Genomic DNA, 23,530 nt, shown 5'->3' with positions numbered 1-23,530 from the left:
ATGTTTACTGGTTATCGAATATTTATGCAAAGGTGAATCATGACATCGTTCACTCCTGACGAACTTCGCGTGAAGGCAAATCAGATCCGACGCCGAGACCTGCAGGCTGTCTTTGAAGCCGGCGCTGGTCACATCGGTGGCGAGATGTCCGTTACCGACATCCTGACAGCCCTTTATTTCAGCGTGTTGAACGTCGATCCCAACAACCCGCTAGACCCGAACCGCGACCGCCTGGTGCTGTCCAAGGGCCACACGGCATGTGTGCTATATGTCACCTTGGCAGAGCGAGGATTCATTCCGAAGGAAGAGATCGCGACCTTTCTGCAGCCTATGTCGCGTCTCAACGGCCATCCGGATCGCAACAAGGTGCCGGGCGTTGAGACCAACACTGGCCCGCTCGGCCATGGCCTGCCGGTTGCCGTTGGCATGGCCAAGGCAGCGAAGATCTCCGGCGCCGACTGGAAAACATTTGTCATCACCGGTGACGGTGAAATGCAGGAAGGGTCGAATTGGGAGGCGATCATGGCCGCCGCCCAATTTGGGCTCGACAACCTGACACTCATCATCGACCACAACCGCCTCCAACAGGGTGCGCGGTTGGCCGACACCAACAACCTCGCCCCCATCGCGCCGCGGCTGGCAGCCTTCGGCTGGGAAGCTGTCGAGGTCGACGGGCACAACATGGATGAACTCGTAGCTGCCATGTCGCCCCAGGGCCGCTCCACCGGAAAGCCCCGCGGAATCGTAGCCCACACCAACAAGGGCCAAGGCATTTCTTTCATGTCGGATAACGTCGCCTGGCACCACAAGGTGCCGAGTGCCGATCAATATGCCCAAGCCATGGCCGAACTGGAGGAGGCCGCAAAATGAACGCCCAAACCGACACACCCAAGCTCCACGATTGCCGCGACGCCTTCAGTGAGACGCTCGAGGCTCTCGCCGCCAGCGACACGACTATAGTCGCTGTGGTGAACGATTCCGTGGGCTCCTCCAAGCTCGGTTCTTTCCGCGACAAGTTCCCGGAGAGGTTGGTAAACGTCGGGATTGCAGAGCAGAACATGGTCGGCGTCGGCGCAGGCCTTGCCAACGGTGGCATGATCCCCTTCGTCACAGGCGCGGCTCCGTTTCTTACCGGTCGTGCGCTCGAGCAGATCAAGGCCGACGTCGCCTATTCTCGGACGAACGTGAAACTGGTCGGCATCTCCTCCGGTCTGGCCTATGGCAATCTTGGCGCGACGCACCATTCAATCGAGGATTTCGCCTGGATCAGGGCTCTGCCCAACATTGTCGTGGTCGCTCCCGCCGACCGGATCGAAACGGCTGCCGCCGTCAAATGGGCTGCAGGCTACGAGGGCGGCGTGTTCTTGCGCCTGAGCCGGGTTGGCGTCCCCGACCTCCTGCCCGAGGATCACGTGTTCGAACCCGGAAAAGCCGATCTCTTGCGTGACGGCACCGATATCACTCTCATCGCCAACGGTGTGCTGACCCATCGGGCGCTGGCGGCGGCCGCGCTTCTGGAGACGAAGAGCATCTCGGCACGTGTACTCAACATGACCACAGTACGCCCGATCGATGTGGAGGCGATCACGAAGGCCGCGCAGGAAACCGGCGCTATCTTGACCTGCGAAGAACACACCGTCTTCGGCGGACTAGGTTCGGCCGTGGCAGAAGTCGTGGTGCAGACTGCGCCGGTGCCGATGAAAATCCTCGGCGTGCCCGGCGAGTTCGCGCCCACCGGTTCCGCCAATTTCCTGCTCGATCACTACGGGATGTCCCCTGACGGTATCGCCGAAAGCGCCGACGCACTCGTCCAATCGAAATCCTGAGGCCAAACCATGACACAGCGCGTGATCCTTGCCATCGACGAAGGAACAACCAATTCCAAGGCCGCGCTCTTCTCCGAAGAAGGTTCAATCCTCGCCACCGGTTCCAGTCCGGTGCCAATCCGCCATCCTCAGTCGGGCTGGGTGGAACAGGACGCCGATGAAATCTGGGACGCGACCGTGGCGGCGATTTCTGCTTGCCTCGCCCAGCGACCTGATGTGGAGATTTCCGCCATCGGGATCTCCAACCAGCGGGAGTCGATCCTGATCTGGGACCGCGCGACCGGCGCGCCACTCGGTCCCGTTGTCACTTGGCAATGCCGCCGCTCAGCCGCAGCCTGCGAGCTTCTCAAAGCCGAGGGAAAGGAACCGGAGGTGATTGCTCGCACGGGCCTTCCACTGGATCCGATGTTCCCGGCGGCGAAGGTTGGCTGGCTTCTTGAACACCATGCGAAGGGTCGCGCAGCGTCGGACATTTGCGTCGGCACCATCGACAGCTGGCTGATCTGGAAGTTCACCGGTGGTGCATTGCACGCCACCGACGCATCCAACGCGGCTCGCACTCAGCTTCTCAATATCGGCGAATGCCAGTGGGACCCGGATCTTTGCGCTCTGTTCAGCGTCGCCCAGGAGATGCTTCCCAAGGTGCATGACAGCTCGCACGTGTTTGGTTCCACTTTGGGCGTTTCCGGCCTGCGAGACGGCATCCCTGTTGCCTCTGCAATCGGCGACAGCCACGCTGCCCTTTTTGGACACGGCGCCCACCACCCGGGCGACGGAAAGGTCACGTTTGGCACCGGCTCCTCGGTGATGACGACAGTACCGACCTTCGTGGTACCCCCGAAAGGCATTACCACCACCATCGCCTGGAAATACGGCGGGCAGATCACCTATGCCTTCGAGGGCAATATCCTGGTTTCCGCGTCGATCCTGCCTTGGACTGCCGAGTTGCTCGGGCTTTCGTCGGTCGACGAGTTGATGGCGCTGTCAGAGACTGTCGACACCACACTTGGTGTATCGCTGGTGCCGGCCCACGTTGGCCTTGGCTCACCGCATTGGGACAGTGAGGCACGGGGGCTCATCTCCGGCCTGAGCTTCGGCGCCGGTCGGCCCCACATTGCGCGCGCCGCCGCAGAGAGCATCGCCTTCCAGGTCAACGATGTGTTCGAGATCGTCCGCGCCAACGCCGGCCAGGAAATCGGTCGTCTGTTCGTCGACGGCGGTCCGAGCCGCAACAAAGTCCTGATGCAGATGGTCGCCGACATTCTCAACCATTCGGTGATCACCAGCGAAAGCACGGATGCTTCTGCCCGTGGCGCTGCCTATCTCGCCGGCCTCGCCGTTGGGCACTGGCCGGATCTCGAAACGGTGGCCGGCCTCGAACCCCACGACGCCCCTCTTGAGCCAGCAATGAGTCCGGCAGTCCGCGACGCAGCGGTCGCAACGTGGACCACAGCAATCAAGCGCTCGACAATGCCTACATGAGCGCATATTTATTCAGCTGGATTTGCCCAGCAGGACGGAGTGTCTCTTGTCGAGGACCAACGAACTCAGGCTGATGGCGCGAGTTGCCCAGATGTATTACATCGAGAGGCAGCGGCAGGCTGACATCGCCGCGCACCTCCGCATGTCGCAGGCCACGGTTTCGCGCATGCTCAAAAAGGCCAAGGAAGAGGAGATCGTACGCACGACTGTGGTTGCACCACAGGGCACATACGCGGCGCTCGAAGATCAACTGCGCAAGCGCTTCAATCTGCCCGAAGCCATCGTCGCCGAATGCAGCGAGGAGCGCGACGGCGCAATCATGGCCCGCATTGGAGAGGCCGCTGCACACTTTCTTGAGGCGACCCTGCAATCTGATGAGATCATAGGGGTTTCCAGTTGGTCTGAGACCATTCTTAAGATGGTCGACAATGTTCACCCGTTGAAAGCCACCAAGGCCAAGTATGTCGTCCAGACCCTTGGTGGGATGGGCGACCCCAGCGTACAGACGCAAGCCACGCAACTCATCACCCGCCTGGCCAAGCTCACTGGGGCCGAGGCGCGGCCGCTCTCTGCGCCGGGTGTCGCACAATCCCGCGAAGCAAAGCTTGTGATGGTGTCCGACCCCTACGTGCGCGAGACAATGGACCTATTCGGCCGGATCACCCTTGCGATTATTGGCATCGGTGCGGTCGAGCCCTCGAGGATGCTGGCGCGCTCGGGCAACGTTTTTTCCTCGAAAGAGCTTTCGGAGGAGGCTGAGGCGGGCGCTGTCGGGGACATGAGCCTTCGGTTCTTCGATATCGACGGGAATCCGGTCTTGACCCCGCTTGATGATCGGGTCATCGGCATGCGGCTTGACGAGTTGGCGAAAGTCGACCGGGTTTTGGCGCTTGCCGGCGGACCTGCCAAGGTCGCCGCAATTCGGGGTGCCCTCAACACCGGCGTAATCGACGTTCTGGTGACCGACAAGTTCACCGCCCGCCGGCTTCTGGAATGCGTTGGCGTTGAAACCAGCTCATTTGCCGACGAAGCCTGAACGGTCTCGCTTCGCCCTGCGGCAAACTCCAGAACGTGCAGGAAAATCAACCCACTTCTCAGATGTGGATTGGTATCACAGTTTTGGGCCAATACTGCTTCGGTGGAAAGGAGTCGCCCAAATCCAACGCTTTATCGACCAGCGCCCCTTGCAGTTCGGTGGCCGGTCCTTCGCTCGGAAACTTGACGCCGAACGCCTTTGCGGCCCAACTTCAGCCAACCCGAAAGGTCGCATGACGACCGGACCAGAAACAGGGTGAAGCCCCACCGACCATGCATTGGCAGCCAAGCCGGACCACCCAATGGGAGCAGCTCAAGCGAGTTTATTGGTGACCTGATCCGTCGCGACAAGGCGCGCGCCGAGTGTGAGGCGTTTGATCGTCGCCAGGCCGAGCTGGACCGCCCCTTTGCCGCGCCCGAAGATCGCTACAAGCCCCTGGCCGCAGCCCAGGTGATCGCCCGGAAATGGACCTGCCTCCATGCCGATCCGCGTTCAAGAGGTGGCCTCGCCCCGTCTCGACGAGATCGTTCGTTACATCCGCGACCGGTGGTGCGAGGTGCAGGCCGTGACTTACATCACCGGCCAGTTCGCAGCCGTCGATCAGATCGACACAGGCGGTGTCATGTCGAGATCCGTGCCGGCCGGCTTTGGCGTGGAATGGCATTTCTTCGGCTACGCGCGTCATTCCATGTATTGGCGGCGATTTCCGGATGGCGACATCGGAATTGGCACCATCCTCCACGATCTGATGGATCAAATGGATAGCTCCCGGTCGTTCGTCGTGACGCGATGGCTGGGGTCATTGGCCGTACACCTCGGCATACCGTTCAACCGTCTGAAGCGTTGTGGGCCTGATACTCGTTTTCTGACCTCTCACCGGATTTCTCGGAGCTCCTCAACAAGGAACTGCCGTTGACAGATGATTGGCGAGCACCAGAGTCAAGGTGGTCCAGTTAGGAGACGGCTCATGTATCGAGGCTTGGCTGTTGCACTTGCGCTGACCTCCACACCCGTGGCGGCGCTCGATCTTCGTATGACGAACAGTTACTTCCTCAACAGACCCGCCAGCCTCGACTACGATCCGACATTTTGCGGCCTCTGGATCGCCAACGAGGGTCCGGAAGCGATCCTGGTTACGCTCGATGGGGAAGAACTGAGGCGAGTTGGGTCCGCGCTGCGAAGGATAAAGGCCATCTCTGTCGAGGGCGATGACCTCATCGTCGCCGATGGCATGGGGGCGTTCCAGCGCATCGGAAAAGATGGTGTTCCCCTCGGCGCGCCATTCCAGATCGAGACAGGATGGGCGGACACCGAGGGAATTGCCATCGATGATGACGGCAGTCTCATCACCGTGGAAGACGATCCTGAATACCTGAGCTGGCTCACACCGGACGGGCAAATCCTGCGACGCATTGATACGATGACCCTGAACCCTCCCCTTAGCGAAGCCCAGGGTATCGCTCGCGATCCGCGCACAGGGAACCTATTGATCGTGGACGATCTTGAAGGCACGAACAGCCTTTACGAGTTCGACAAGGATGGAAACTTGCTGGCGACAGCCTCGTTGCACGAATTCGGTCTGGACCCCGAAGGCATTGCGATCAGACCCGGCTCGAACCAGCTGTTCGTCGCATTCGATGCAGGTGCTAGGATCATCAGTTTTGAGTATACGCCAACGCTGCCCGAAGACGCGAAGCCGCTGCCGCCGGGTGCGGATTGCATGATGTTCTGAAACGCCCGGAAGAGTGCGGATCGCTCCCACCTGTCAGGGGTCAAGCTTTCGGTCCAAGAGAAAACTCGCCGCGATGCACAACAGCGTACGTTTGCTCAGGTCAAACAACGGATCATCCTATACGATCTCCGGATATTCCACCGGGCAGAATGAAGCGCCGATGCCATTAAGGGTCAACAGGTTCTCTCCAAATGTGAATACGGTGTCGCCGTCTTCCAATTCGGAAACCCTGCGAACGATCTGCTCGTTTGTCAGGCCGTTGTTCCACATCGCGTAGTCAAGCCGGATGATGTCTAGGCCGACCTCGAAATCGAGTACGACGTCCTTCGCGTAATCGCCCGAAAAGAGAAAAGTGTCGGCATTCTCACCACCGATCAACCTGTCATTTCCGGCATGACCGTTCAGGATCCCCCAACAGGCCGGTCGTTTCCGCGGTCGCTCTTCAGCCGATCGTTGCCACCGCCGTAGAACCTGATGTTGCTCCAAGCCAGTCGGACGGATTGGCAAGGGCTGAAGTATCATCCCAGAAGGTGGTCGGTTCACGCTATGGTTGAAAATCCTTCTGGCGTTATCCCCTTTGAACGACGCTCCCGTGGACTGCATTAACGAGAGGAATGTAGGGTCATAAGCGGTCGAGAACGCGGCCTGCCGTTTCGGCCGTGTCCTGCCAGGTTGGCAGGCCGCGCCCTGCCATTGCCGCTGAGGCCGCGTAGGCAGAATACGCGGCCTCGTCCTGCAAGAGGTCCGCCAGCGCATCGGCGAAGGCCGCGGCATTGTCTGGCGCCACGAGCCGGCCTGCCGCCGCGGGCACGGTGTCAGGCACCGCGCCGGTTCGACAGCTCACGATGGGAAGACCGTGTGCGAGGGCTTCGTCGAAGACGAGGCCGTAGCCCTCGAAGCGGGTCGCAAGGGCGAATATCGACGCGGTCCTGTAGAGCGATTTCAACTCCGCATCAGGCACGTAGCCAGCCAGCCTGACCCGATCTCCAAGCATGAGATCGCGGTGAAGGCGCGCCAGGTTTGCGGCGTGAGCGGTGTCATATGCCTTGCCCGCGATGACGGCCGTCCAACAAAGATGTTGCAGCCGTGCCAGCGCCTGCAGGAGCACGTCATGCCCCTTGCGCGGATGCTGAATGCCGACGGAGAGTATCAACGGCGGCGTGACGGGCGCGCGAATGGATGCCGGGCGTTCGGTTCCGGGCCGCGCGATTGTGATGCGCTCGGGGACAACGTCGTATGACTTTGTCAGAATGGCCGCGGTGGCTGAACTGGGCACAAGAACATGCGAAACATGGGCGAGGTTCGCACGCTCGATCCGGTATAGGTGTTCCCGGCGATCCGCATTCAGTCCGGTCTCGAATGCAAGCGGATGGTGAACCATCGCGATGCTCGGTATATGGAGCTCCGCGAGAGCCCGCGTCTCCAGTGTCGCCGAGACAAACCCGTCGAGGATGACCGCACGATCGCTTTCCAGGCGCGCGAGCTGCGAGATGGCGTCGGCCATATCCTCGCGCGTCGCGTCGGGGAATGACGCGCCGAGACGGAGATGAGTGACGTCCCGCCCTTGACTGCGCAGCCCTTCCAACAGGCGGCGCTCGTAGATGTAGCCGCCGGTGGGGGTCGTGATATCTCCAGGGATTGCAAATGCCGCGCGCCGCATCTTCAGGTCACCTGTTCCGGCGCATACGTGGACAGCACGCGACGTTCGATCCAGCCCACGCCGACATATCCCAAGGCGGACAACGCCGCGACCAGGACCACGCATGACCAGAGCGCATCGTAATCCGACAGTGAGGCCGAGAGCGCCATCAAGCTGCCGATTCCGGTCCCCGTCGCGAGCCATTCCACCACCGTGACCGCGAGGACGGAGGCGGGCACTGCCATTCTGGCAGATGCGAAGAAAGCCGGAAGCATCGACGGAATGCGCACGTGGATGAGTTTTGCGACCGGACCAGCGGCATAGCTGTCGAAAACAGCGGTGATCTGTCCGGGCGCCTGCCTCAGGCCTTGCAGGCAGGCGACAAAGGTCGGGAAGAAGACCATCACAGCGACAAGGGAGATGGTCCCGAGTGCGCCGCGCCCGATCAGAAGCACGACCAGCGGGGCCGTCGTCACGATCGGCACCGAACGCAGCGCAATTGCAATCGGCATGGCTGTCCCGGCCAGTGCCGGAAAGAGGACGAGCAGCATCGCCAGCAAGGCACCCACGGCCAACCCTGCGAGGTAGCCCGGCAGGAGAAATGCCGCGGTTTCGTTGAGCGCGGTGCCGATCGACGCCCGCAAGTCCGCGGCATCCGGCGCGTGCAGGAGTGCATGCAGGACATCCTCGGGCCCCTTGGCGAAAAACGGGTTCAGCTCGAATAACCAGATCGCACCGCTCCAAACGCCGAGCGCCAGAAGTAGCACGAGAGTGGTATCGGTCACTCTGTGGCCGCGCCGTTGCGTCGATCGGGGGGAGGTCGCGAGGATCACGGGCGGTGAGTCCAGCAGGATGCGCCGCGCCAATGCTCCTATGGCGGCATAGGCGAAAATCGAGACGGCTGTCGCGACCGTTGCTATTCCCCATGTCATCTCGACGTCGAGCGCGCGAATGGCGCGGATCGTCAGAACACCCATGCCGCGTTCGGCCCCGGTAAATTCACCGACCATTGCGCCGAGGAAGGCTGCTGGCGCCGCGATCTGGAGGCCGGCGAAAAGATAGGGGAGGGCCGCCATCGCGCGGACATGGACCAACGCAGCCAATGGGCCGCGGCCATAGCTGCGGACAAGGTCGAACCAGGTGTCGGGTGCGGCACGAAGCCCAACGAGAAGTGGGATGAGAGTCGTGTAGTAGACTGCAAGAGCGGCCAGCGCGATCTGGGGAGCCGGGCCCGGACCAAAGACGACGCGCAGGATCGGCCCTGTCGCCACAAGCGGCAAGCAGAACACCAGAAGAGCGAGACCGGTGATCACGCGCTCACTACGCGGCCAGACAAGGGCTATTCCGGCCAGCGCCACCGCCGCGACGTTGCCAATGACAAAGCCAATCGCCGCGTTGGCGAGCGTCACGCCGAGGGCGCGCGTCATGAGCCACCAGTCCCGCACCAGGTATCGGGCGACCTCACTTGGCGCGGCCAGCACGTAGGCATCGGTCAACATCCGACCGGCGGCTTCCAGCGCGGCCATGATCAATAGTACCCCGACCACCGGACCATGTCCGCGCCAGGCGCGCCTCACTTGGAAAGTGGGTTTCTGGGGTCTCCGCGCCGCGAGGTTCATTGTGCAGCCAGAGTCGGGTGCGTGACCATTCCCCTGGCGAGGCTTGAGAAGACGCGATTGCTCAACGCGACCGCCTCTGGACGGCGCGCCGTCCCCTCGGGACGGGGGCGGGGGATATCTATTCTGATATCGTCGACGATCTGGGCCGGGCGGGGCGACAAGACCACAACCCGATCCGAAAGAAGCACTGCCTCGCTGACGGAATGGGTCACGAGGATCGTGGTGGTTCCGCGCGCCTCCCAGAGCCTCGGAAGGTCCGTCGCCAATTGGCTTCTGGTCAACTCATCAACCGCGCCAAAAGGCTCATCAAGCAGCAGCAGCCCGGGGCGCGTCGACAGGGCGCGTGCAATCGCGGCGCGCTGGCGCATGCCACCCGACAGTTCCGCAGGACGGGTGTCGCCGAAGCCTTCGAGCCCGACCAGCGTGATGAGTTGGTCGATGTCGGAAGGGTCTGCCTGGCAACGAGCCAGGCCAAGCGCAAGCTCGATGTTCCTGCGTACGCTGCGCCATGGCAGAAGCGAAGGATCCTGAAACGCCATCGAAAGCCCCGCCTGCCGAAGCGTGTCGGCCGGCGGGGCACCGGCGATCTCAATCCGCCCGGCGCTTGGATGCTCGAGCCCCGCAATCATTCGCAGGAGCGTCGACTTCCCGCAGCCCGATGGCCCTACAAGAGCCGTCGTCTCGGCCGCGGCAAAGGTCAGATCAATCGAGCGCACGGCGTCTGTGCCGTCCTCGAAAGTCTTGCCGAGCGAAGTGCAGACCACCTCCGGCGGTGGGGTCACGTCACGCGCCATGGACCTCTTCGAGAATTGAACGGTCCCAGAGGTCAGGTGTCACGTCCCGGCCAAGGAGCGCCAGCGTCTCGATGTTTGCGGCCACGGTTTCGTCCGTCCACCAACCGAAGCCGTTGGCATCGGTCAACTCGGAGAACATGAGCGGTACCTGGCGCGCGGCCTGGAGTTTCTGCGTTTCCAGATCGAGGCCCGCGTCCGGGTATAGCTCGAGTGTAAGTTCCGCAGCGGCATCGGTGTCCTCGCGATAGGCTTCCCACCCTCGCACTTCGCCCGACATGAGAGCCACGAGCTCGGCCCGGCGATTGGCAAGGCTGTCCTCGGTCGCAATATATGTCTGCGAATGCACCGCATAGCCGTGATCGGCCATCAGCATCGTCAGGCTTTCGACGCCCTGCATCGCCATTGCCACCGGCAGATCGGTTTCCCAGCACAAGAGGCAGTCCACCTCTCCAGCTAGAAGCGGCTGTGCGGAGTACTGCGTCGGCACGATCTCAATCCCGGCGATGTCGACTCCGTTGAGGGAGCAAAGCGCCTGCAGGACCGGTTTGTTCGCAAGCGCCATGCCAATCCGCTTGCCGAGAAGGTCCGCGGGCTTACTCACCGGATCAGCCGGTAGCGAGGCGATCACGAAGGGATTCTTCTGCATGGCCACCCCGAGAATTCTGAACGGTGCGCCTTGTTCAACGGCGGCGGCCGTGTAGTCGGCCGCTGATATTCCCACCAGCGCCGAACCGGACACGACCGGTGGCTCGACAGGCGCGTTCGGGCCGCCGGGCAGAAGCGAAACCTCGAGGCCGTTTTCCGACCACCAACCGCGATGGCGCGCAATGTAGCTGCCTGCGAATTGCGTGGAATGAAGCCATGACAGTTGCAGGTTGACGGCCGTCTGCGCAAGCGCGCGACGGCCATTCAGGGAAAAGGCACCGACGCCCACCGCGGCTGCGCCCGCGCCGAGGAAGCTCCTTCGGTTCAAAGTATCTCGCATGGTCGCATCCTTTAAATTATTACTCTCATGGTAAGTCTGCACCTTTCAGAAACAAGCCGGATCTTCGCGTCGGATGGTCTCGCCCGGGGCAGTCGTCGGGTACCGCGCAAGTCCCCGCGCCTTTGCCTTTCTCCGCGCCGCTGAGATGACCGAAACGACGTGTTCACAACGGTGTCTTTCCAAAGATCCAGATACGTGAAGCGACACTCAACGGCGACGGTTTCACAGGATCCAGTGAGGTCGTCGCATCGCGGTGGGGCTTGCTCCGCGATCGGACGGATGTGGAACTCTGCCTTGCTTGGCTCAATGTGCCGACTTGATCTGGCTAGTGCATTCGATGGTCTTGTGATTTGGTTTCGTCTCAGATGAGCACTGTTGAATGCATGACATGGAACGTCCACCGTTGCCGTGGACGTGACGGCATCGTAGCGCCTGACAGAACGGTTGATGCCCTTCTTGACATTGTCCGTGAAACGCCCGCGGATCTTGTCGTTCTGACCGAGGCGGATGGCGAGTTGCCGCCCTACGGCGCAATCATAGACCTCGACAGGGTTGCCACGGCGACCGGCCTCGCCACGGCGCACGCGGATGTATCCCTGCGATGGGGGGAGGGAAGTCACGGGTTTCTGGGTACGGTCGTACTTCACGGGTCGAAGCTCGAGTTGATGGGCGGACATCTTCTGGACCTTCCCGGACGGTATCCCCGAGGCGCCACGATCCTGACGTTTCGGTGTCCGAGCCACGTGTTCCGGGTCGTCGCGACGCATCTTTCGCTTTGGCAGGCGTTGCGCGCAGTGCAAATGCGCGCGATAGGACAGTATCTTGCCCGGCATGAGGTCCTGCCTACACTTCTCATCGGTGATCTGAACGAATGGCGGCCGTGGGGCGGGTTCGCGTTTTCGGAGGTTGTTGTCGGACAGTCATTTGTCGGACCTGCGCGCCGGAGCTTTCCCGCGGCGATGCCGCTCCTTCCCCTCGACAGGATCATGGCGGCGGGGCCTGCCAAGGTCGTGGCTGCAAGCATTCCCTCTGCACCGGCTCTGCGCCGCATGTCCGACCACCTTCCTCTGCAGGCAACCGTCCTGCTGGGCCAAGGTCCGCGATCCCGATCCGGGTGAGGTCCCGATGCATAGAAGGTACTTGCCGCACAATACGATCACGTGCTTCGCACCGGATCAGCGTAGGAACCGCCATTCGCTTAGAAGGCGGCCTGCCGAACTCTGCTTTGCCGGTTCCAACAGGGTCATGGGCGTGAATGTCCAGCGGTGTAGCTACCGCCGCCGCTGCCCAAAGCGGGTTGAGCGCAGGGAGCGCGACGGGCAACAGATCAGGGAAATTGATCGGCGCGAGGACCGTGCCCGACCCTAACGCACGGAAAGAGAAATACGGAGAGTAAGGACCGACAAGTGCCGAAATTCACGCGTCTACGGTCGGCGCCATGACGTGCTCCCTTACGGTTGATAAGCGGAGCCTCCGCATTCCGCTCCGCGGCCTCGATCGCGAAAGTGAAAAGAGCACGATGGCGGTTTCATTGCGGTCGGTTCGGCGGCCACATCCGGGTGAAGACGCCGTCTCGCTTGATCAGGCCGTGCTGAAGGGCTGCCGCGATGTGCAGGACGATGAAGGCTGCAAGGAAGAAACGCGCAGTCGAGTGCACCCATTGCGCCGTCTCCGCAAGCGCATCCGAACGTGGCACGAGCAGAGGAAAATCGATCGCATTGAGCATCTCGATCGGAAATCCGCCTGCGATCACGCGAATATAGCCGGAAACGGCCATCAAGATGAGAAGGACATATAGCATCGCGTGGCTCACGCCAGCGGCGCGCCGCTGCCAGTCAGGAACCGTCGATGGTAACGGGGGCGAGGTCGTGACCAGCCTCGCCACCAACCGTGCCGCCACGAGCAGAAGGATGATCACGCCAACGTTCTTGTGGAAGATGTACAGCGTATTCCGAACTTCGCGCGATAGCCCTTCGTTCGTCATTGTGATGCCGATCGGAATGGTCGCGATCACCACAATCGCGGTCAGCCAGTGAAGCCACCGTGACACCGTAGCATAGCCCGAAGGACTGCCTTCGATTTGTGACATGCGCCTCATTCCAACTACGCTGCTTCAAGATACAGGCTGACGATGGCCGCCATCAAAGGGTTTGCTTGACGGTAGCGCATCTCCGCTTAATTCATAAGGGATGAGGCATCTTCTCGTTCAAGTGTCGGCATCCATCAATCGGCGCGAGTCGATGATCACTCTATCTCCGTTGAGAATCGAGTTCATGCTGGCCGTGATGGGCGGTGCGTTCGTCGTCTTGACGATGACCCCGCACTTGAGCGGCGAGTTCGGCATTGCGATTGCGTTGATGACATTCTGCATCGGAGCCTCGATCGCCGCGGCTGGAATGCACCGTTTCTACCACCACGAACAGTTCGGAATGTGCAATCTCATCACGACGGGTCGCCTCGCATTGACCTCGGCGCTTGCCGGGATGACCGCGTCTCCGCCGGAACTGCTTTCCGTTCACATGTGGCTTGCCGTCGGAGTCGCCGTTGTCGCCCTTGCGCTCGACGGAGTGGACGGTTGGAGCGCGCGGCGCGCCGGGCTCGTCTCGCCGTTCGGGGCCCGTTTCGACATTGAGGTTGACTCGTTTTTCGCGCTCGTCCTCGCACTCTTGGCGTATCGGACCGGACAGGCGGGGCCATGGATCATCGCACTCGGACTGCCACGCTACCTTTTCGTGATGGCCGGCTTTATCTGGCCTCAACTCACCGTAGGCCTGCCGGCTTCGTTCAGCCGAAAAGCCGTGTGCGTGTTCCAGATCGGAGTGCTCGTCTCGGTGCTGGTGCCCGTCTTGCCGTCTTCCGTCATAACCTTCAGCGCAGCTCTCGCCGCGATCGCTCTCGCCTGGTCCTTCCTGCGCGACCTTCGCTGGCTGATTGCCGCCGGCAGATGATCCGTGCGGACGGCAACAGCGGTCTCGGACCTGGCTGGCGTTGGCCGGTCATCCTGCTGGCCGTCTGCATTCTCTACCTGACGCTCGTCATCCCGAACCATCCCGCCGCGCTGTCACCGGGCTTGCTCGTCGTTGCTCCGCTGGAATTGCTCGTTATCTTGCTTGTCTTGGCCGTGCTACCGGCCAGAGGCCGCATCACGACGCTGGGCCGTGCGGCAATCGTGCTTTTTCTTGTCACACTGACATTCCTCAAACTCGCCGATTTTGCCACGTTCTCCGCCTACAGTCGGGGCTTCAATCCGTTGGTCGACCTGCACTTAATCCCGGCGGCCTGGAACCTCGGCTCCGGCGCAGTGGGACCCTTTCTCGCAAGCGGTGCGGTTCTGGCGGTTGTCGGTGTAGCCGTGATGCTGATCTGGTTGCTCTGGTGGGCAACGGGACGGATATCGGCAATCGAGCTTGCCCCGTCACTCAGAGGCGTCGGCGCTGCTGCAATCATCGCCTCGACCGCCGTCGCAACCGCCGAGATCGGGGACGCCATGGGTCGTTGGAGGCTGCCGTTCGACATGCCGGGCGCAGCGTTCACCGCAAGGGTTGCGGTCGAACGAACCGTCATGATCGGAGAGACATTCACGAGACTGCGGGACTTCCGGAATGTCGCCGACGCCGATCCTTTCGCCGAGCGGTCGCCGCTGTTCGACCTCGTCGGCACCCAAGATGTGATCATCACCTATCTCGAGAGCTACGGCGCTTCGAGCCTGACCAATCCGCGCTACGCCCCCACGCATCTGGCGACGCTTGCCCGGATCGAAGCGGATTTCGACGTGCGCGGGCTTTCCATGATCTCCGGTTGGCTGGAAGCGCCGATCATCGGCGGGCAGAGCTGGTTGAGCCATGCGACACTCGCCACGGGCCTTTGGATCCCGGATCAGCGCACCTACGGTGCGGCCCTCGTCAGCGGGAGGAAATCGCTGTTCCATCTTGCGCAGGAGAACGGCTTCGAGACAGTCGCCGTGATGCCCGCGATCACAATGGACTGGCCGGAGGCCGATTTCATGGGCTTTGACCGGGTCCTAGCGGCCGAGGACCTCGGGTACGCCGGTCTGCCCTTCAACTGGGTCACGATGCCGGACCAGTTCACGCTTTCGGCGCTGGATCGTCTCGTGCTTTCGGGAGAACCGGGCCGAGATCGTCGTCCGGTCTTCGCACAGGTCGCGCTGATTTCGTCGCACGCCCCCTGGACGCCGGTTCCCGATATCGTCGCTTGGGAAAACATCGGTGAGGGGCGCATCTTCAATGCCGTCGCAACGTCGGGCGATCCCCCCGAGATCGTTTGGCGAGACCGGGACAGGGTGCGCGATCAGTTCCGCAAGGCGATCGACTACAGCCTCCGAACCGTCGGGGACTATGCCTTGCGCCATGCGGATAATCCGCCCCTTATGATCGTTCTCGGCGACCATCAGCCCGCACGCTTTGTGTCCGAGGATGAGGGCCTCGCTGTGCCGATCCATGTCATTGGACCGGAACACCTCATCGACCGAGTTTCCGATTGGGGTTGGACGCCCGGTCTGATCCCCGACCCGAACGCAGCGCCCATGCGAATGGATACGTTCCGAAACCGGTTCCTGACCGCCTTTAGCGTCGTGCCCTCCAGTCCTTAATCGCAAATGCCGGGGGCAGGGTGAGATACCAAGACCAGAAGCGTGACGCATCCTTCGCACCCACCGTGAGGTCGAAGGGAAAATCGTCGTGACCATGTCGCGCAATAGACCTTGAAAGATGACGTATAGGACCGACTGTAGGGATGGTGAGAATCAAATCTTTCAGGAACCGGGGGAGCGGCATCGACTGGACAGCAGTTGGAAGGGCGGTACGTGTCGTCGCTCCAGTAATCCTTTTTGCCTTCATCGTTTGGATGGTCGGTGCAGGCGATGTGATGACCCGACTAGGTGCGGCGGACCCGGGGTGGATGTTCGTGGCGCTGCTCGCATGCTCGGCGCAGATTGTCCTCTGCGCCTTTCGATGGCGCAGCACTGCGGCGCGCCTCGGCGCTCCGATCGGGATCGGCAGAGCGGTTGCGGAGTATTATCTATCAAGCGCGGTCAACACCACTGTTCCCGGCGGTGTCGCGGGCGATGCGCTTCGTGCGGTCAGGACCCAGGGCGTGGCCCGGTTCGAGACAGCCGCGCAGGCCGTGGTGATCGAGCGCCTAGCTGGTCAGGTTGCGCTCGGTGCCGTGTTGCTGCTCGGTCTGGCGCTGTCCGGCAGACCGGAATTGCAGTGGTGGGCGGCGGTCGCAACCGGTGTCGCGCTCTTGCTTGCGGCGCTCATTGCTGTCGTTCGCCCGGCCGTCCCGGATCGGCTCGTCCCGGCGGTTTTTCGACGCTTCGGGTCGGCCCTAAAGTCAAGCTGGTTCGACCGTCGGGAAGCGGTCTTTCAGTCTATCCTCAGCCTCTTGATCGTTGCCGCCAATCTCACCTCCTTTGCCGCTGCAGCGCGGGCAACAGGCACCGCGATCGGGTTCCCTGATGTATTTTTCGCTGTTCCGCTGATCCTCGCAGCGATGCTTGTTCCGTTTTCGGTCGCGGGTTGGGGATATCGGGAAGGGGCCGCGGCCGCGGTTTTTCCGCTGATCGGAGCCAGCGCCGTTGCTGGGGTCAGCGCAAGCGTGGTCTTCGGCGCGGTATTCCTCGTCGCCAGTCTGCCGGGTGCGGTTATCCTCCTGCTTCGGACCAGGGAGGCGCAGTGGGCACCGGACGGCCGAGTTGCGGCCAAACATGATCCAGCCGAGTGAGACAGGCGGAATGGGCTGCGACTTGAATCCCAGGGAGACCCCGGCACATGGATAAGACCCTAGGGCGGGTACGGGTCGGCATGGGGTTGCTGCGATCCCTGGCGATTTATCACAATCCCGTTTCGGTTCTGCGCTGGCGGCGCTTCTACAAGACAATCCTGAAGTCCGGCGAGCTCGTCTTCGATATTGGTGCGCATGTCGGCTCGAGAGCGCGGGCCATGCGCGCCGCCGGAGCGCAGGTCGTCGCGGTCGAACCGCAGTACCCGTTTTCGCTCTTTCTGCGCCGAACCCTGCCGCGTGACATCACCGTCCTCGAGGTTGCCATCGGGCAGGAGGCTGCCGAGATGACCATGGCGGTTTCTTCGCGGCATCCCACGGTCTCGACGCTGAACGGAGATTTCGTGACGGCTGGAGCATCGGCTGTCGGGTTCGAGCATGTCCGATGGGATCGGGAACAGCCTGTGAGCGTCATCACTCTTGACGGACTCATCGAGCGGTTCGGCAATCCGGCTTACGTTAAGATCGACGTCGAAGGCTATGAAATCGCAGTTCTGGCCGGTCTGTCGCGGCCGGTGCCGCTGATATCGGTCGAGTACCTTCCCGCCTATCCGCATCTCGCCAAAGCGCTTGTCGGTCGTCTGGAAGCCCTGGGCTTGGCGCGCTTCAATGTCGTGGAGGGCGAAAGCGGCGCGTTTCTTTGGCCGTGTTGGCGGGACGGAGAGGAGGTAACGGCATGGCTTGAGCAGTTGGACCCGACCTCGAAGCCGGGCGACCTCTTTGCCAGACCAATCCGGAACTGAGCTTCTTGCGGGCATTGGTTGACCCGTCTCCCTGGGACTTGCCGCGGCGCCGCGAATGCCGGAGTCCTATGGAACGTATTGGCGCATCACCCCGTCCGGAGCGATACCCGGTCGACTTGAGGAGACCGAGACATGGTACCGGATCTCATTTTGATCGGCGCGGGGCGAAGCGGGACAACATTCCTGTATCACTGTCTTTCCCAGTACACCCAGATCGCGATGAGCCGCGTGAAGGAGACCGATTTTTTCTGCTGGCTTGTCGAGAGTGAGAGGATTCGCGAGGTGGAGACCACGGAGATTCCATATCCCGAGCGCAGCGCGGCGCACTACAAGGAATTGAAATCTATTAAGTCCTCAAGCTCGGACGCTAAACGGATCACAAGTCCTGTTAGTGGTCGGCCCCCGTTCTCGAAGGCTCCCGGGCGGTGCCGTTGTGGGGCGCAGCATTGTAGATAATATCAACACCCCCGCTCGAAACGTGGTTCGTGAGCCGATCGCGAACCACGCTTGGGCAGCCGTTTCCTGCAGCCTAAGGTCCTCCCACGTGTCGAAGGCTATCAGTTGTGAACTTCGGGTTCGCATGAACCGCGCCCAGTTTGCCGCTTCAACTCATGGGGGCGTGCCCGGTCCTTGCTCTTTATGCCGACCCGAGTGACGCTGTCCGTCTCGGCCTGGGCCACCCACCGGCGCAGAGACACCCGGCCGCAGCCGATCTTTGAAGCGATGGCCCGGATTTCCGATGACCTGTCCGGGTAGCTGCCGTGATTGTCCAATACCATCCAGACCGCGCGATTGGGGGGCTCAGGTGTGTAGCGGTTCGCTCTTTGTGTCCCCCGTCAGCGCTGATTGCCTCTCCGAGATACCGGAGAGGCAATTCAGGCAATTGGCGAAGCTTGGGCGTCGGTTGGTGTCAGTTGTATTTCTTGATCTCACCCGAACTCAGCCGAGATAGGTAGCTGTTCATCTCAGCCTTGACGATCGGCATCAGGAAGTAGAGGCCGACGATGTTGACCACCGCCATGGCGAAGATCGCAGCGTCCGAGAAGTCGATGACTGGCCCCAGGTTGGCCGCCGCGCCAATGACCACGAACACGCAGAAGATGACCTTGAAAATGATCTCAGTGGTTTTCCCTTCGCCGAAGAGGAAGGTCCACGCTTTCAGGCCATAATAGGACCAGCTGATCATGGTTGAGAACGCGAACAGGATAACCGCAATAGCCAGTATGTACTTGAACCATCCGAAGGCCGACGAGAATGCCGCAGACGTCAGGGCCACCCCGGAGTTGCCGTCGACCGTCTGGATTGCCGTGCCACCTTCATTCAGAAGGTAGAGCCCGGTGTTGGGGTCTGCAATGAGCTGGCCGGTGATGATGATGACCAGAGCGGTCATCGTGCAGATCACGACAGTGTCGATGAAAGGTTCCAGCAAAGACACGAAGCCTTCGGTGATCGGCTCCTTGGTCCGCACAGCCGAATGGGCGATTGCAGCCGAGCCCACGCCCGCCTCGTTCGAGAAGGCGGCGCGTTTGAAACCTTGGATCAGGGCCCCCACGAAACCGCCTGCAACACCCAGCCCGGTGAACGCGCCGGCAAAGATCTGTCCGAACGCCCACCCGATCTTGTCCGCATTCATCAAGATGATGATGAGCGCGGTCAGCACGTAGAGGACGCCCATGAAAGGCACGACCTTTTCAGTCACTCGCGCGATGGACTTCAGGCCGCCCACGATCACCGCGAACACGATGCCGGCAAACAGCACCCCCGTAATCCATCCAGGGTAATCGCCGAGAACATTCGTGATCTGCGCGTGGGCCTGATTGGCCTGAAACATGTTGCCACCACCAAGCGCCCCGAGAATACAGAAAACGGAAAACAGCACCGCAAGAATGCGTCCGGCTGGAATGCCCCTCTCATCGAAACCCTTGGTCAGGTAGTACATCGGTCCGCCAGAGACGGTGCCGTCCTCGTATTCGTTCCGGTACTTCACGCCAAGCGTGCACTCGGTGAACTTCGATGCCATCCCCATCAGACCGGCGAGGATCATCCAGAAGGTCGCGCCGGGCCCGCCTATGCTGACGGCAACGGCAACGCCCGCGATGTTGCCAAGTCCGACCGTTCCGGAAAGCGCGGTCGCCAGAGCCTGGAAATGGCTGACCTCGCCAGCATCGTTCGGGTCAGAGTAATCTCCGCGAACCAGGGCAATCGAGTGCGGGAATGCCCTGAACTGGATCAGGCCGAAATAGACGGTGAAAACGGTCGCGGCAACGACAAGCCATGCCACAATCCACGGGAAACTGGTGCCGGGAAACGGGCTGAAGATCAGATTGACGAACCAGCCCGTCGAACTCGCAAAGAGCTGGTTCACGCGTTCATCTATGGATTGAGCCATTGCCGGGGCTGCGATCGTCGGCAGGAATGGAATCGCCACGACTGGCGCCTTTAGGAAATTCATCATGTCTGTCCCTGTTGTTGGTTGCTCATGGAACAATCGTGACGGGCACTGGCGAGGCCTGCGCGAGGGTGCCGGCGACCGAGCCGAACAATCGTGACGACATCGACGAGTGGCCGGTCCGACCGATCACGACCTGCGACGCGCCGATTTCCTCGATAATGTCGCAGATCGTCTCGGCAATGTGCCCATATCGGAGGACAGTCGAGGCTTGGACACCCCTGCGCGCGAGTTCCTCCAGCGCCGGAACGAGCAAGGCCGTTTCCGCTCTATTCAATTCCTCCTTCCGCCGCTTGTGCCGTTCGGCCAGTTCGTCGGGCGTCAGGAAGGAGTAGGGGGACCACTCCAGGACATGCGCGACCACGAGCTCCGCGTCTTCTGATTTTGCAAGGTTCGACGCGAAAACCAGAGCTGACTTGGCGCTCTCGCTGTCGTCGTAGCCCAAGATTATTTTTCTTGTCACTGTTCCCTCCGTCTGTGTCAGCCCAGTATCCAGGGCACGTGTAGGGTAGCCCTATAACCCGAATCTGATGGCATACTTTTTCGCAGCCCCCCCCCCGACGCTCCGATTGCAGTGCCGGCAACCGACATGACAAAACGGCAACAAGCATTGCGATTCCGTTTTGGCGGGATGCAGATCTGCGAAGGGTTTCGAAAGAGACGCTGCGGGGCAGCAATCCGGGGTCACGGTCGAATCTGATCGCTTCGCCATGGGTAAGATGCGAGGTTGGTTCCCCGCTTGTCGTAACTCGCACATCATTCTGTACCGCAGGAACGAGGGTCCTGACACCATTCTATGGCCATTTCCGAGGTGAGTTTCAGGTGCCGGCGGATGCATGGCGAGCGCCGCCATGACCGCCGCACCGGGCCAAGCAAAGTTGGCGCCTTCGCCCAGGTGCGGTGCCAGGAGACCCGTAAAGATCAGCGCCGCAAACGATATGGTGAACGTCACGGCCATCGCACCGATAATCACACTGCCAACGAGCAGCCGAAGGGGGCCGGCAAAGGACTTCATTTTGTGGTCTCTGGGCTCGCGCGCGCTTTTCTTGAGAAATCGCGGCGCAGCATTCATTGCTCGCTGGAAACGTCGAGGAAGATTTTGACTGAGGATCGACAGGTATTGAAATAGGTGGTCGCGTCCAAACCAACTTGATCGGCAATGCACTGAGAAACAATGTTCATTTCCGCTGGAAACGAGGGGCAATGAACCGAGCGGTAAGCGACAGACCTCATCGTGTCTAGCCTGGGCAAGGACATCCCACGCTGCGTGGGAAACGGTCAATGCCTGCAACGCCTACAGAACTGGTGATCGTGTGGAGGCGGTGGGCGACAGCAAATGCATTCGATCATACGCCCCCATGACCGTTACCCCCAACGATTACCGGGACCTCCACTCGTTAGGTTTACCATAAATCCGATCCGGATAGTCGATCAGATCGAGACCAATTGGTTTCCGAGATCGCAACTATCCCTCAATCAGGCCGGTTGGTCGAAATACGGATGGTGCGCTCCGGCGACAGTTTACGCTAGCAAGGCGGTGCCAAGCCTAGACTTAGTGCGACGACATTGTTCTCAGACGGTTAACGCCCTGATCCGCCAATGACCTTACAAGATCGTCATGTGACACGTTCTGCACATGCACCCGGTTCCGAATTGTAAGTGCGGCGGCTGTTCCGGTCGCCTGTCCCATCGCCATGCATTGCGGCATGCCGCGAACAGATGCGAAGGCGACTGGGTCCGCGGACAAGATGCGTCCCGCAAACATCAGGTTGACGATCCCGGCGGGCACGAGGGCAGAGAACGGAATGGTGTAATACTCCCCGGCTGCGGTTGCGGCGTCATGGGTCATTGCCGCTCCCGCGCGCATCACATCGTCAATCGGATTGTCGCAGGCCACGACGCCGTCGGGAAACTTGGTCGCCCGGGCAATATCTTCGCCCTTCAAGCGGTAGATTCCTTGAAGTTTGCGGGTCTCGCGGACACCAGATGTCGGAGAGAGCATCGACATGTGCGCGCGCTCGAACCCGGGCACATCGCTTCTCAGGAATTGTGCCAGGTGGAGGCAGCGCCTTCGTCCTTCCTGAGTGGCGGCGCTCACAGCAAGCGGATCCGTACCATCTACTCCGCGCAAATGAACAGAGTTGCAGAACACCGTTCCATCGTGGAACCCGCGCATCAGGTACAGCTTTGCAAGATCGGGATGCAAGCGGCCATCGGCGATGCCCCGGGCAGCCTGCTTCTGAAAATAGGGATCCGGGTCGGCAAACGCTCGTGCCCATTCCACGCCGACCATTTGAAACGAGATGGTCACAGCCATCATGTTGCCTGAGGCATCACCCAGCATGTAGGGCACGCCGGCCTTGGCGGAAATGTCGCCATCGCCGGAGCAGTCGATGACGATCTTTGCATCAACCGTGAAGGGCCCGTTTCTATCGCAACAGGCAATGGAGGCTATACGTCGTCCTTCCATATGAGGCTCCAGCGCAATCGCGCCCAACCTGACGCGAACGCCCGCTTCCTCAAGCATGTCGAACATGGTCAGGGTCGCGATGTCATGATCGTAGACGATCTCCGGGCCGAAATTCTCCAGCGCACATAAACGTTTCTCTGCAGCAGGCGGCTGCATTGACGCGAGCCGATTGGTCAGTTCTTCAATCAAACCGCCAATGATCCTATCCGCCGGGTAGCCGCCGCCCCATGGCATGCCCGGACAGAAAGCCATCACGCCGCCGATCTTGGTTGTCGCTTCCAGCAGCGTGACCCGGAGGCCCTGCCGACCGGCCGCTACTGCCGCTCCAAAGCCTGCCGTCCCACCGCCGATTACGAGAACATCGGTTTGCTCATCTCTCATCGTCAATTGCTTGCTCCGATTGTCATACAAGAGCGAACTGAAAGCCGCCCCGGTGTTGGTGATCCAGAATAGTCGGTTCAGGCAGGGGAGGGGGATAGATTGTTTCCCTTTCCGCAAGAACGGGCGGCTATGGATGGAGGACTGCCCGGCAGCGAGGGTCCGCGACGAGACCCTGCGCGCCACAATGCACTACGGTCGGCGTTCTGGAACCGGTGGAAGGGATACCACACCCGAAGCCCCGACACCGAAGTCCTGATCCTAGGGTCAGGACCCATTGCGAAACCTTGAACCGATAACGGAGATGACGATGACCGAAGAGGGAATGGCGCTGGTCGAGCTGGTTGAGAAGAAGGCCGATGGCGACCTCGTGCGCGAGATGCTGGCCCTCGCGGCCGAGCGCATCATGGAGGCCTAGGTCGAGGCGCGGACAGGGGCGTCCAAGCGATGTTCGCTCTTAGACTGAAGAGCCACATTCGATAGTTTTCATCAGATGACAGCATCGTCCGCCAAGCGTGGGGAGCCTGATCTGACTGGTCCGGTTTGATTGTTAGTGCATGACCCGCCTTGGTTCCATC

Annotated in this window: 21 protein-coding genes and 2 pseudogenes; 14 read left to right on the top strand and 9 right to left on the bottom strand. The window is 61.1% G+C overall.

All coding sequences use genetic code 11. The annotated features are described in order from the left end of the window. Positions 1-39: 39 nt before the first annotated feature. From ACFQ2S_RS17790 to ACFQ2S_RS17760, 7 genes and pseudogenes are all read left to right on the top strand, one after another. Positions 40-870, top strand: a complete 831-nt coding sequence (locus ACFQ2S_RS17790; protein WP_386076518.1) for a transketolase — start codon at positions 40-42, stop codon at positions 868-870. After that, positions 867-1,826 carry a transketolase family protein gene (locus tag ACFQ2S_RS17785; RefSeq protein ID WP_386076516.1) on the top strand — a complete coding sequence of 320 codons (960 nt, stop codon included), beginning with the start codon at positions 867-869 and terminating at the stop codon, positions 1,824-1,826. The genes ACFQ2S_RS17790 and ACFQ2S_RS17785 overlap by 4 nt, the downstream gene beginning before the upstream one ends. A 9-nt stretch (positions 1,827-1,835) precedes the next feature. Next, positions 1,836-3,308 carry an FGGY family carbohydrate kinase gene (locus ACFQ2S_RS17780; protein ID WP_386076515.1) on the top strand — a complete coding sequence of 491 codons (1,473 nt, stop codon included), beginning with the start codon at positions 1,836-1,838 and terminating at the stop codon, positions 3,306-3,308. Between the two features lie 91 nt (positions 3,309-3,399). Then, entirely contained in the window at positions 3,400-4,344 is a 945-nt protein-coding gene (locus ACFQ2S_RS17775) for a sugar-binding transcriptional regulator (RefSeq protein WP_386076513.1), read from the top strand. A gap of 315 nt (positions 4,345-4,659) precedes the next feature. Further along, positions 4,660-4,815, top strand: a pseudogene (locus ACFQ2S_RS17770) (addiction module antitoxin); the annotation flags it as partial. A 7-nt stretch (positions 4,816-4,822) separates the two neighbouring features. After that, complete coding sequence (locus ACFQ2S_RS17765) at positions 4,823-5,260, top strand: type II toxin-antitoxin system RelE/ParE family toxin (RefSeq protein WP_386076562.1); 438 nt, start codon at positions 4,823-4,825, stop codon at positions 5,258-5,260. Between the two features lie 51 nt (positions 5,261-5,311). Beyond that, a complete protein-coding gene (locus ACFQ2S_RS17760) occupies positions 5,312-6,076 on the top strand; it encodes a hypothetical protein (protein ID WP_386076512.1) in 765 nt (254 codons plus the stop codon). 117 nt (positions 6,077-6,193) lie between these two features. On the opposite strand, the gene ACFQ2S_RS17755 is transcribed toward ACFQ2S_RS17760, so the two are convergent. The 5 genes from ACFQ2S_RS17755 to ACFQ2S_RS17735 form a co-directional block, all read right to left on the bottom strand. Then, positions 6,194-6,454 carry a hypothetical protein gene (locus ACFQ2S_RS17755; RefSeq protein WP_386076510.1) on the bottom strand — a complete coding sequence of 87 codons (261 nt, stop codon included), beginning with the start codon at positions 6,452-6,454 and terminating at the stop codon, positions 6,194-6,196. A gap of 244 nt (positions 6,455-6,698) precedes the next feature. After that, on the bottom strand, positions 6,699-7,736 hold the full coding sequence (locus ACFQ2S_RS17750) for a glycosyltransferase family 4 protein (protein WP_386076508.1): 1,038 nt from the start codon (positions 7,734-7,736) through the stop codon (positions 6,699-6,701). Between the two features lie 2 nt (positions 7,737-7,738). Then, positions 7,739-9,241 carry an ABC transporter permease gene (locus ACFQ2S_RS17745; protein WP_386076560.1) on the bottom strand — a complete coding sequence of 501 codons (1,503 nt, stop codon included), beginning with the start codon at positions 9,239-9,241 and terminating at the stop codon, positions 7,739-7,741. A gap of 89 nt (positions 9,242-9,330) precedes the next feature. Further along, positions 9,331-10,128: an ABC transporter ATP-binding protein gene (locus tag ACFQ2S_RS17740; RefSeq protein WP_449369419.1), complete on the bottom strand. Its 798-nt coding sequence runs from the start codon at positions 10,126-10,128 to the stop codon at positions 9,331-9,333. Further along, a complete protein-coding gene (locus ACFQ2S_RS17735) occupies positions 10,118-11,113 on the bottom strand; it encodes an ABC transporter substrate-binding protein (protein WP_386076507.1) in 996 nt (331 codons plus the stop codon). Before ACFQ2S_RS17735 ends, ACFQ2S_RS17740 begins: the two co-directional genes overlap by 11 nt. 365 nt (positions 11,114-11,478) lie before the next feature. Here ACFQ2S_RS17735 and ACFQ2S_RS17730 point away from each other — a divergent pair, with 365 nt between their 5' ends. Next, a complete protein-coding gene (locus ACFQ2S_RS17730; RefSeq protein ID WP_386076506.1) occupies positions 11,479-12,231 on the top strand; it encodes an endonuclease/exonuclease/phosphatase family protein in 753 nt (250 codons plus the stop codon). Positions 12,232-12,641: 410 nt separating this feature from the next. Here ACFQ2S_RS17730 and ACFQ2S_RS17725 read toward each other — a convergent pair whose 3' ends face one another. Beyond that, complete coding sequence (locus tag ACFQ2S_RS17725; RefSeq protein WP_386076504.1) at positions 12,642-13,202, bottom strand: cytochrome b; 561 nt, start codon at positions 13,200-13,202, stop codon at positions 12,642-12,644. 184 nt (positions 13,203-13,386) lie between these two features. On the opposite strand from ACFQ2S_RS17725, the gene ACFQ2S_RS17720 reads away from it, so the two are divergent. The 4 genes from ACFQ2S_RS17720 to ACFQ2S_RS17705 all read left to right on the top strand — a co-directional run bounded on the left by ACFQ2S_RS17720 (position 13,387) and on the right by ACFQ2S_RS17705 (position 17,655). After that, on the top strand, positions 13,387-14,061 hold the full coding sequence (locus ACFQ2S_RS17720; RefSeq protein ID WP_386076503.1) for a CDP-alcohol phosphatidyltransferase family protein: 675 nt from the start codon (positions 13,387-13,389) through the stop codon (positions 14,059-14,061). Further along, positions 14,058-15,722, top strand: coding sequence for a sulfatase (locus tag ACFQ2S_RS17715; RefSeq protein ID WP_386076559.1), 1,665 nt, complete (start codon positions 14,058-14,060; stop codon positions 15,720-15,722). The genes ACFQ2S_RS17720 and ACFQ2S_RS17715 overlap by 4 nt, the downstream gene beginning before the upstream one ends. Positions 15,723-15,865: 143 nt before the next feature. Beyond that, entirely contained in the window at positions 15,866-16,855 is a 990-nt protein-coding gene (locus ACFQ2S_RS17710) for a lysylphosphatidylglycerol synthase transmembrane domain-containing protein (protein WP_386076502.1), read from the top strand. A 47-nt stretch (positions 16,856-16,902) separates the two neighbouring features. Further along, positions 16,903-17,655, top strand: coding sequence for an FkbM family methyltransferase (locus ACFQ2S_RS17705; protein WP_386076500.1), 753 nt, complete (start codon positions 16,903-16,905; stop codon positions 17,653-17,655). A 910-nt stretch (positions 17,656-18,565) separates the two neighbouring features. Here the strand turns inward: ACFQ2S_RS17705 and ACFQ2S_RS17700 are convergent. Then, positions 18,566-20,107, bottom strand: coding sequence for an alanine/glycine:cation symporter family protein (locus ACFQ2S_RS17700; RefSeq protein WP_386076557.1), 1,542 nt, complete (start codon positions 20,105-20,107; stop codon positions 18,566-18,568). Between the two features lie 25 nt (positions 20,108-20,132). Further along, a complete protein-coding gene (locus tag ACFQ2S_RS17695) occupies positions 20,133-20,567 on the bottom strand; it encodes a universal stress protein (protein ID WP_386076498.1) in 435 nt (144 codons plus the stop codon). Positions 20,568-20,900: 333 nt separating this feature from the next. Between ACFQ2S_RS17695 and ACFQ2S_RS17690 the strand changes: the two genes are divergently transcribed. Further along, complete coding sequence (locus ACFQ2S_RS17690; protein ID WP_386076496.1) at positions 20,901-21,233, top strand: hypothetical protein; 333 nt, start codon at positions 20,901-20,903, stop codon at positions 21,231-21,233. A gap of 423 nt (positions 21,234-21,656) precedes the next feature. On the opposite strand, the gene ACFQ2S_RS17685 is transcribed toward ACFQ2S_RS17690, so the two are convergent. Beyond that, on the bottom strand, positions 21,657-22,955 hold the full coding sequence (locus ACFQ2S_RS17685; protein WP_386076555.1) for an FAD-dependent oxidoreductase: 1,299 nt from the start codon (positions 22,953-22,955) through the stop codon (positions 21,657-21,659). A 106-nt stretch (positions 22,956-23,061) separates the two neighbouring features. Here ACFQ2S_RS17685 and ACFQ2S_RS17680 point away from each other — a divergent pair. Further along, a pseudogene (locus tag ACFQ2S_RS17680) lies at positions 23,062-23,192 on the top strand (IS5/IS1182 family transposase); the annotation flags it as partial. Between the last annotated feature and the right edge of the window lie 338 nt (positions 23,193-23,530).

The organism is Tropicimonas aquimaris (assembly GCF_042676185.1).
Lineage (GTDB): Bacteria > Pseudomonadota > Alphaproteobacteria > Rhodobacterales > Rhodobacteraceae > Tropicimonas > Tropicimonas aquimaris.
The sequence above is the reverse complement of the archived record's forward strand: the minus strand, read 5'-3'. Positions and strand labels throughout refer to the sequence as shown.